This is a genomic window from Corallococcus terminator, assembly GCF_049194865.1.
GTDB classification, from domain to species: Bacteria; Myxococcota; Myxococcia; order Myxococcales; family Myxococcaceae; genus Myxococcus; species Myxococcus terminator_A.
This window is the reverse complement of record NZ_JBLZWL010000021.1, coordinates 1-9,046: the sequence shown is the minus strand read 5'-3', so window position 1 is coordinate 9,046 and position 9,046 is coordinate 1. Positions and strand designations below refer to the sequence as shown.

The 9,046-nt window shown below is 67.8% G+C and carries 7 protein-coding genes; 5 read left to right on the top strand and 2 right to left on the bottom strand.

The features are described from left to right. The first annotated feature begins 302 nt into the window (after positions 1-302). The 3 genes from ACN469_RS09495 to ACN469_RS09485 all read left to right on the top strand — a co-directional run bounded on the left by ACN469_RS09495 (position 303) and on the right by ACN469_RS09485 (position 5,079). Positions 303-1,610 carry a glycerophosphodiester phosphodiesterase family protein gene (locus ACN469_RS09495; RefSeq protein WP_498766350.1) on the top strand — a complete coding sequence of 436 codons (1,308 nt, stop codon included), beginning with the start codon at positions 303-305 and terminating at the stop codon, positions 1,608-1,610. Positions 1,611-1,642: 32 nt separating this feature from the next. Beyond that, entirely contained in the window at positions 1,643-2,815 is a 1,173-nt protein-coding gene (locus ACN469_RS09490; protein ID WP_498766348.1) for an alkaline phosphatase PhoX, read from the top strand. A gap of 122 nt (positions 2,816-2,937) precedes the next feature. After that, positions 2,938-5,079 carry a hypothetical protein gene (locus ACN469_RS09485; RefSeq protein ID WP_498766346.1) on the top strand — a complete coding sequence of 714 codons (2,142 nt, stop codon included), beginning with the start codon at positions 2,938-2,940 and terminating at the stop codon, positions 5,077-5,079. Between the two features lie 113 nt (positions 5,080-5,192). Here ACN469_RS09485 and ACN469_RS09480 read toward each other — a convergent pair whose 3' ends face one another. Continuing rightward, entirely contained in the window at positions 5,193-5,615 is a 423-nt protein-coding gene (locus tag ACN469_RS09480; RefSeq protein WP_498766344.1) for a hypothetical protein, read from the bottom strand. 419 nt (positions 5,616-6,034) lie between these two features. Here ACN469_RS09480 and ACN469_RS09475 point away from each other — a divergent pair, with 419 nt between their 5' ends. Further along, positions 6,035-7,348, top strand: a complete 1,314-nt coding sequence (locus tag ACN469_RS09475; protein WP_498766342.1) for a zinc-dependent metalloprotease — start codon at positions 6,035-6,037, stop codon at positions 7,346-7,348. 144 nt (positions 7,349-7,492) lie between these two features. On the opposite strand, the gene ACN469_RS09470 is transcribed toward ACN469_RS09475, so the two are convergent. After that, the gene (locus ACN469_RS09470) at positions 7,493-8,407 is read right to left on the bottom strand and encodes a nucleotidyl transferase AbiEii/AbiGii toxin family protein (RefSeq protein ID WP_498766340.1); all 915 of its coding nucleotides are present in this window, start codon (positions 8,405-8,407) and stop codon (positions 7,493-7,495) included. Positions 8,408-8,564: 157 nt separating this feature from the next. Between ACN469_RS09470 and ACN469_RS09465 the strand changes: the two genes are divergently transcribed. Continuing rightward, positions 8,565-9,046, top strand: a 482-nt coding sequence (locus tag ACN469_RS09465) for a hypothetical protein (protein ID WP_498766338.1), incomplete at its 3' end; no start/stop codon positions are given.

The window sequence follows — 9,046 nt, the reverse complement described above, 5'->3', positions numbered from 1 at the left end:
TGTCCTTGGCACGGTCCAGAGGCATCTGATGAAACGTTTCAGACACAGCGGACTCGCCAGGTCCCACGCCGGGTGCGGAAGCACTTGATGACACCTCGTCGTGACAAGTCATTGTGACAAGTCGTTGTGACAAACGGGGTGGGCCTGGTTTCCCGGCCGAGGCCCCGCGCGACGCCGCTCGGCTCGCTTCGTGGCATGTTCTTGAGAGAATCGTCGCTCAACCTTGACGTTTCCGTCCGGCACGGAGGTGCATCTTGCGCAAGTCCGCATACCCAGCATTCCATGAAGGAGCCGGCAAGCTCATGTATCCCAGAAGGTTGGTGACGCTCCTCGCGGCGACGCTCACTGCGTGCATCACGATTCCCGGTGTGGCCCCAGCAGGAGACGACCCGCTCACGGCGCGAGCGGCCGAGGAGTCCCGGTCGGAGCACGCGCCGCCGCGCCGACTCAACATCCAGGTGGGCGCTCGTCCCTACTACCTGGTCGAGGACATGGATGAGAGCCCCCTGAAGCGCAGGCTCCAGCAGTGCCCGGAGGGGCCGTTCTCCCGGACGGAGTTCTCCATCGGCCACCGCGGCGCGCCGCTCCAGTTCCCGGAGCACACGAAGGAGTCCTACGAGGCCGCCGCGCGCATGGGCGCGGGCATCCTCGAGTGTGACGTCACCTTCACGAAGGACCGGCAGCTGGTGTGCCGGCATTCGCAGTGCGACCTGCACACCACGACGAACATCCTCGCCATTCCCGCGCTGGCGGCGAAGTGCACGAAGCCCTTCCAGCCCGCGGACCCCGCCACCGGCAGGCCCGCCTCCGCGCAATGCTGCACCAGCGACATCACGCTCGCAGAGTTCAAGCAGCTGTGCGGGAAGATGGACGCCTCCAACCCCTCGGCGGCCACGGTGGCGCAGTACCTGGACGGAACGGCGCCCTGGCGCACGGACCTCTATTCCGCGTGTGGCACGGTCCTGTCCCACAAGGAGAGCATCGAGCTCTTCAAGCGCCTGGGCACGAAGTTCACTCCGGAGCTGAAGGCCCCGAGTGTCCCCATGCCGTACCAGGGCACCTATACGCAGGCAGCCTACGCCCAGCAGATGCTGGACGAGTACAAGCAGGCCCGCATCCACCCGAGCCAGGTGTGGCCGCAGTCCTTCAACCTCGACGACGTGAAGTACTGGATTCAGCGCGAGCCGCAGTTTGGCAAGCAGGCCGTCTACCTGGACGGGCGCTACGAGATTCCGGGCACCCGGTTCGATCCAAACGACCCGAGCACCTGGGTGCCGAGCATGGACGAGCTGGCCGCGTCGGGCGTGGAGGTCATCGCGCCTCCCATCTACGTGCTGCTCACGCTGGATGCGCAGGGGCGAATCATCCCGTCCGCATACGCCAGGGCGGCGAGGGCCGCGGGCCTGGACATCATCGCCTGGTCCCTGGAGCGTGACGGCCCGCTGGCGAACGGCGGCGGCTTCTACTTCCAGTCCGTCAAGCAGGCCATCAACAACGATGGCGACATGCTCGTGGCGGTGGACGTGCTCGCCCGGCACGTGGGGGTCATCGGCATCTTCAGCGACTGGCCGGGCACGGTGACGTACTACGCCAACTGCATGGGTTTGTAGGCCACGTTCAGGAAACTCGAGGAGGAGGCTGTATGCGATTGGACCGTCGTGACTTCCTTCGTCTCTCCGCGCTGGGGGGTGGGGCGCTGGGCCTGGGACCTGGATTCTGGAAGGGGGCGTATGCCGCGCCCGCGCAGCCGGGGCCGAGCCCGTACGGGGCGATGTCCAGCTCACCGGATGCCAATGGGGTGAGGCTGCCGGCGGGGTTCTCGTCGCGCATCCTCGCGCGCTCGGGGCGGGCCGTGGTGAGCACGGGCTACCTGTGGCATTCCGCGCCGGACGGGGGCGCCTGCTTCTCGCTCTCCGATGGGGGTTGGGTCTACACGTCCAACAGCGAGCTGTCCTCGGGGGGCGGCGCGAGCGCGCTGCGCTTCGACGGAGCCGGCGCTGTCACTGGCGCGTACCGCATCCTGTCCAGCACTCGCAGCAACTGCGCTGGAGGCCCCACGCCGTGGGGCACGTGGCTGTCGTGCGAGGAGTACGGCAGCGGCCGGGTGTGGGAGTGCGACCCGACGCGGTCGTCCCAGGGCGTGGTGCGCGGAGCGCTGGGCACCTTCTCGCACGAGGCGGTGGCGGTGGACCCGGACGGCCGCAGGCTGTACCTCACGGAGGACACCACCAGCGGGCGCTTCTACCGCTTCACGCCGTCCGCGTGGCCCGCGCTCACGGCCGGCACGCTGGAGGCCGCGAAGGTGACGGGAGACCCGATGGCTGGCACGGCCACGCTGACGTGGGTGGCGTGCGCCGCGTCCAGCCCGGCGTCGAGCCAGTCCTCCGTGGCCTCCAGGACGACGGTCTTCAATGGCGGCGAGGGCTGCTGGTTCGACAGCGGCGTCGTCTACTTCACCACCAAGGGCGACAACCGCGTGTGGGCCCACACGCCCGCCAGCGGACGACTGGAGGTCATCTATGACGACAACCTCTATGCGGGCTCGCCGCTGACCGGCGTGGACAACGTCACCGTGTCCCGCTCGGGAGACCTCTTCGTCGCCGAGGACGGCGGAAATCTGGAGGTCTGCATCATCACCCCGGGCCCCAGCCGCGTGGTGGCGCCGTTCATCCGGCTGGAGGGACACTCGAGCTCGGAAATCACGGGCCCGGCGTTCAGCCCGGACGGGCGGAGGCTGTACTTCAGCTCGCAGCGCGGCACCACGGGGCAGAGCAGCGGCGGCATCACCTTCGAGGTGAGCGGCCCGTTCCGGTGACTTATCGTTACGGAGTCGCGTGGCGCTGGCTCGGCACCTGACCCTTGGATGAAATGCCGTGCTCGTTCGCGCAGTGGACTGACGCCATGGGCAGGCGAGGGTAGAGTGGCCACGGAGGTGGCATGCCCCTTCGTCTTTTCCAGCACGCGTCGTGGGTCCTGTCGGTCCTGCTCCTGACGTCCGCGGTGGCCGAGGAGCGCTCGGCCAAGGGCCCCTATTTCATCGAGGGGCTCGTCGTCTCCTCCTCGGGGCCGGTGCCCGACGTGGAGGTGCGAGCCACCTTCCGTGAGCACGTCCTGAGCACGCGCACCGACGCGCGAGGCCACTTCGTGTTCCGAGGCGTGGCCAGCGAGTCATGGGTCCTGACAGCGACGCGTGGATCCGAGCTGGGGACCCAGACCGTGAAGATGTTGTCGGGCAGCGAGCGCTCCGTGGGAATCGAGTTGGCACCGCCCCGGGTCGTGAAGGGCCGCGTGCGCGGGGGGGCGGCCGGCACTCCCCTGAAGGGCGTTCGGGTCCGAGCAGGAGTCCAGGAGCGCCTCGGGCTGCTGAAGTACCAGGAGGTGCTCACCGGCGAGGACGGCGGGTTCGAGGTGCCTGTGTCCGGGTTCTCGCCCATCGCGGTCCTGGTGAAGGCTCCCGAGCACGTGTCCCGCTACATCACCCCTGTCTCGGTGGTGGCCCCGCTGGACGTGGTCCTCGAGCGCTCGGAGACGCTGCGGGGCGAGGTCGTCGACAGCGATGGGAAGCCCGTGGTCGGCGTCTGGATTCGCCTCAAGCACTACGGCCGAGTGGGCTTCCCCTCGACGTGTTTCTGGCCGCCGCCGCTCTCGGCCCAGACGCAGGCCGACGGCTCCTTCGCGCTGCCGGAGCTGGAGCGGGGCCGCTATTCCTTCCTGTTCGAGCCCAAGGACCGGCTCTCCGCGCTGGGCGAGGTGGTGATTCCCTCACAGAAGGTGCGCTGGGTGGTGCCCGCGGGTGGGCGATTGACTGTTGCCGTCGTGCTCCCCAAGGGATTGATTCATCAGACACTGGTGCACGTGGACGGTCCGCTCGGGCACCGCGACGTCCGAAGCTCCTCCAGGGCTCGGCGTCCGGATGAAGCAGGGATCGCGAGCTTCGATGGGATGGTTCCCGGCAGGTACCAACTGTCCTTGAGCTTCGACACGATGCTGGAGGAGTATCGGACTGTCTCCCGTGAGTTGCGCTTCGAGGGCGAAGCGCAGACGCTCACGTTGGACCTCCAGGGCGCTCGCCACTTTCGTGGCCGGCTCGTCGACGAGCGCGGCGTGGCCATCCAGGACGGGTCCGCGGAGCTCAACCTGGAGCTGAAAGAAGGGACGAAGCTGCTGATTCGCCGGACGACGTCGCGCAACGGGAGCTTCGCGTTCGAGCACGTTCCGCCGGGCGAGGCGAGTGTGTTCGGGGACGCGCAGGGCCATGACGAGTCGCAGCGGGTGAAGGTCCTGGATGAGCAGCCCGAGCCGGTCCGGCTCGTATCGAAGCGCGAGGTGAGCGTCCGCGACGCGGTCAGGGTGAGTGGCCGGGTGGTGGATGCTCGGGGCCGCCCCATCCCGTCCTTCCAGGTGGCGCACCAGTCCTTCAAGAACGCGCAGGGGCGCTTCTCCTTGTCCTTTCCCTCCGAAGGCAACAAGCCCCTGTTCGTGAGCATCTCCGCGGAGGGGTTCGCTCCCGCGCTCCGGAAGCTCGAGTCTCGGGCCGGGGCGACAGTCCGCATCGGGAACGTCAAGCTGGGGATGGGGCGGCTGCTCACGGGGCGCGTGGAGGCACCGAACGGGAAGGGGCTCTGGGAGGCCACGGTGCGGTGCAGATGGCCCGAGCTGCCTGGACGTGACGCGCCGGATGTCTGCTTCGGAGCCACCTATCCGGATGGAAGTCTCTATCTCTCGGGCGTTCCCGACGAGCCCTTCCTGCTGGAGATCCAACATCACGAGTGGCCGAGGACGCGGCGGCTCATCCCCGCGGGTGTCGACATCGCGCATGTGCGTCTGTCGCCCGGGCTCACGCTGGAAGGCGTGGTGAGGGATGCCCGGGGCCTGACCCTGGAGTCGGGCGGTGTGCTCGCGCAAGTCGATGGAGAGGACCACTTCGGGACGCTCTCGACGGACGGGACCTATGTCCTGCGGGTCCCGCCCGGGGCCGGTGCCATCGAGGTGCTCAATCGCTTCAGTGAGCCCGTGCCCTTCGAGGGCGCTGAAGGCCAGACGGTGCGCGCGAACCTGTTGGTGTTGACGGGAAATTGAGGTGAGGCCGACAGGCCCCCACCGTCCGGCGTCCAGACGAACCTCCCACGCCGCGGGGGGGATGCCGTGCAGGGCGGGCCCCCTCGCTCCAGGTGGCGGAGAGCCGCCGTGCGTCAGGAGTCCTGGCGCGCGTCCACGTTGGCGCTGAAGTGGAACTTGTACGTGCTGTCGTAGAACTTGATGCCATTGCCCACCGACGCGTTCAGTCCGTAGGCGCTGCCGGTGCAGCCCCCGCAGATGAGCACGCCGTTGCGGTGGATGTTCCACAGGCCGTTGATGTTGAACGCCGTGACGGCCGTGACGGACGAGCCCACGAGGTCGAAGGCGTAGGTGTTGCCGTTCGCAATGCCGTTGAAGCTCGCATACGCGGCGAACGTGCTCTCGTTCCAGCTGATGTTCATGTTGACGCCCGTCGCCGGGTACGTCGCTCCGTTGTCGCCGATGTACAGGCCATGGGTGGACTGGATGCTGTGTCCGGCCAGGGCGGGGACGGACACGAGCAGCGCGGCGGCGGCGACGGAAGAATAGGCCTTCATGGGATGACTCCTGCTTGGGGGGAACACGGAGTGCTGTGAATCACCCCGCGTGAAACCCATCCTGCATGAGCACGGTGATGCTGGAAAGACGTGTTTACTTTGTGAAAGCCGTGTTTCGGTCACGAAGCATGACGCCGTCGACATCGACCCATGCGCCTTGGTGCCGCACGACCCGGGTCACCCGAAGGAACGCTACAGAGGCAGGCCTGCACCGCGACGAGGCGCGGCGACGCACGACGGGGTTGCACCGTCCCGCCGATTCACCTCTGTCGACACGAAATACTGTTTAGGCGTATTATGCTCGATTGTCTGGAAGGAGTGACGCCTGCGGGGCGAGACAACCCCGCGAGCGGATACACCTAATCCAGTCTCAACACCGTTCACGGTCGGGGGCCTTCTGGTCGACCCAAGGAATATCCATGTTCACGAAGAGTCTTGTCATTGCAGTGGGATGCAGTGCGTTGATGTTCGGATGTGCCGGACAACCCGATGCGACGCAGGAGATTGTCGACAACCTGGTCGAGGCCGGGTTTCCGGCCGATGACATCATGGTCGTCGACGGGAAGGTGTACGTCGGCCGAGACGCCGAGGTCTCACTGGCCGCGTCGCTCGAGATGCTCGCGCGGGACAACAGCACCGAGGAGCAGTACCGCACGACGAACCTCGTCAGCACGGCGGTGACGAAGATCTGCATCAACGGCTCGACGTTCACCGGCGCGTTCAGCACGGCACTCGACCTGGCCATCCAGAACTACGACGAGCTGCCGCTCAGCTTCGCCATGGCGCGCACGCCGAGCACTGACTGCAGCTTCACCATCAACGCGGTCATCCAGCCTGGTGTCGTCGGAGGCTCGGCGGGATTCCCCGCGGGCGGGCTGCCGTACGGCACCATCAACATCGGCGGCGGGCTTTCCGCTTACAGCGTCGACGTCATCGAGCACGTCATCACGCACGAGCTTGGCCACACCATCGGCTTCCGCCACACGGACTACTACAACCGCGCCATCAGTTGCGGCAGTGGTGGCAACGAAGGTGACGCGGGCGTCGGCGCCATCCACATCCCGGGCACGCCGACGACGGCGACCCTCGGCGGCTCGCTCATGAACTCCTGCTTCCGCTCGGCCGAGACGGGGGAGTTCGCCTCCGGGGACCTCAGCGCGCTGACCTACCTGTATTCGGCGCAGGGCTACGCGTCGTTGAACTTCGAGAACTCAGATGCGCGCCGCACCGCCTCCACCGGCGATTGGGCCTACGGCGACTTCAAGGCCGAGTGCGCCAGCGGTGAGCCGCTGACGGGTGTGTCCCTCGGCCCCACCTCGCGGTACAGCCGCATCGCGCTCTGCCGCATCGGCGGCGACGACGCCTGGCGCTACCCGCACGCCGGCTGCTACGCCCGGAACTTCTCCGCCTCCGACAGCCGCGGCACCACGGCCACCGGCGACTGGGATGCCGGCAACTTCAAGGGGGAGTGCGGCACCAATGAGTTCGTCGCCGGTGTGGCCCAGAACACCGTGCATGAAATCACCGCGTTGCTTTGCTGCCCTGGCAGCGTCGCCCACAACTCCTGCACCCCTCGCGTCTTCGACGGCCAGGACTCACGCGAGTCCTCCACCTCGGGTGACTGGGACGTCGGCAATTGGAAGGGCGAGTGCGGTCCCGGCCGGTACATCGGAGGGATCTCCCGCAACGTCTCCGGTGGCGCGCCCCACGCGCTGCTCTGCTGCAGCCCGTGACGCAGCCTGGGTAGCCCGGAGTTGCTGAACAGATGTGGGCCGGCACCGGTGAGCTCCGGAGCCGGCCCGTGCTGTCTTTCGTCCGGGCAGTCGTAGTCGAGTGCGGGCCGGACCCTCGGTGTGTCGAGGGCCCGACCTGTCCGCTCATCGAGAGGGCCCGAGGGGCCACGAGAGCGCTCGCTCCAGTCGTGCCAGGAAGTCCTCGAGGCTTCCCTGTGCCAGCCGGGGGTACTCCCGCGCGAAGTTCGGCCAGTCCGCGCGGCTCGCCTCATTGCGCCACACGGCCTTGAGAGACTCGGTCGAGTCGCCCTGCTTCTCGGTGAACACACGCTCGAGGAAGTCCAGGGACACACTCACGTTCTCCGCGAGCAGGACGGCGTCGTAGAGGTCCTTGCCCTGGGGCCATATGTCGCTGACGAGCCAGACGAGCTTCCACGCGAGCGACTCGGCCGGCGTGGCGACCCGGACCTCCGTGTCCTCCACCGCGAGTGGGAGAGGAGAGGAGAGCAGCCGCTCGTTGAACACGACGTCGACCTGGACCGCGTCGCGGACGCGTCCCTCCCAGGTCCAGGGAAACGTGAGCCTCCGTCCTTCGGCGCGCTCATACGTCCAGATGCCGTCGACCGGGATGGCCGCCGGGTCCAGGTCCGTGCCTTCGAGTCGCAGCGCCTCCGTGACGGCCCGGGTCAACCCCGCGAGGAGGTGTCGTCCCGCGCTCGATTCGGGGAGCACCGTCTCGGGGGTGACGACCAGGTCGATGTCCTTCGCGGGCCGGGCCTGCTCGCCGTACCACAGCTCCAGGACCACGCTGCCGCGCGCGACGACCCGGTCCCCCACGGGGGCGCGGCCGATGCCCGCGAGGCACCGCCGGAGAATCCGGGCGCGCGCGGCCCGGAAGCGGGCCTCTTCCTCGGCGTCCTCGAATCGGGGGTGCCCCTTGATGAAGGCCAAGGGGTGCTGCTTCAGCGCCGGGTCGAACACGTCCGGCCGGTTGTCGTCCTTCTCGTAGCCTTCGGGAACGCCTCTGTGCCGCCTTCCCGGAATCGTGGGTCCGCTCATGGGTCGAGTCTCCGCGCGAGCGCCGCGTGAGGTGTGCACGAGGGATTCGTCGCATCCGCCGCACGCTGCCGCGCAGCGCTCCGGACGGACGTCCCCTCCTGGACGCTGACAGGCTTCTCCCAGGCGTGGGCATGCCAGACGATTTGAAAGGAGGGGAATGACTCATCCCCTTCTCACCTCGCCGGAGCGCGCGTCGAGCAAGGATGCCCGTCGCGCGAAGGCGCTCGTGCCTCCGGTAGCGGGGACGGTGCTGGCCCAGTCGTCGCTGATGGACCTGGGAGTCATCACCCGACACCTGCCCCAGGAGCAGCACAACCTGGTGGCGCTCCTGTTCGAGCTGCCCGCCAGGCCTGTCGCCGTGGGTGACACGTGGGCGCTCAGCATGGACCTGATTGGAGCGATGGGATTCGAGTGGCATGGCGTGCGTGAGCGCTTCGACCAGGCGCGGCTGACGGCGCTCGAGCGCGATGCCGCCGGGAGGACCGTGGCCATCATCGACTTCACCCTCACGATTCGGGATGCGGGGTACTACGCCCCCTTGTTGTCGCGTCGGAGGTTCCCCGCCTCCGACACGGCGTCCTACGTGGGGCGCGGGGAGTTCCTCGTCGAGGAAGGTCGCTGGAAGCGCCTGTCGGGAGA

Excerpts from the sequence above, each read along its gene's own strand:
- ACN469_RS09495 (WP_498766350.1), top strand. The coding sequence starts at position 303 with ATGTATCCCAGAAGGTTGGTGACGCTCCTCGCGGCGACGCTCACTGCG.
- ACN469_RS09490 (WP_498766348.1), top strand. The coding sequence starts at position 1,643 with ATGCGATTGGACCGTCGTGACTTCCTTCGTCTCTCCGCGCTGGGGGGT.
- ACN469_RS09485 (WP_498766346.1), top strand. The coding sequence starts at position 2,938 with ATGCCCCTTCGTCTTTTCCAGCACGCGTCGTGGGTCCTGTCGGTCCTG.
- ACN469_RS09480 (WP_498766344.1), bottom strand. The coding sequence starts at position 5,615 with ATGAAGGCCTATTCTTCCGTCGCCGCCGCCGCGCTGCTCGTGTCCGTC.
- ACN469_RS09475 (WP_498766342.1), top strand. The coding sequence starts at position 6,035 with ATGTTCACGAAGAGTCTTGTCATTGCAGTGGGATGCAGTGCGTTGATG.
- ACN469_RS09470 (WP_498766340.1), bottom strand. The coding sequence starts at position 8,407 with ATGAGCGGACCCACGATTCCGGGAAGGCGGCACAGAGGCGTTCCCGAA.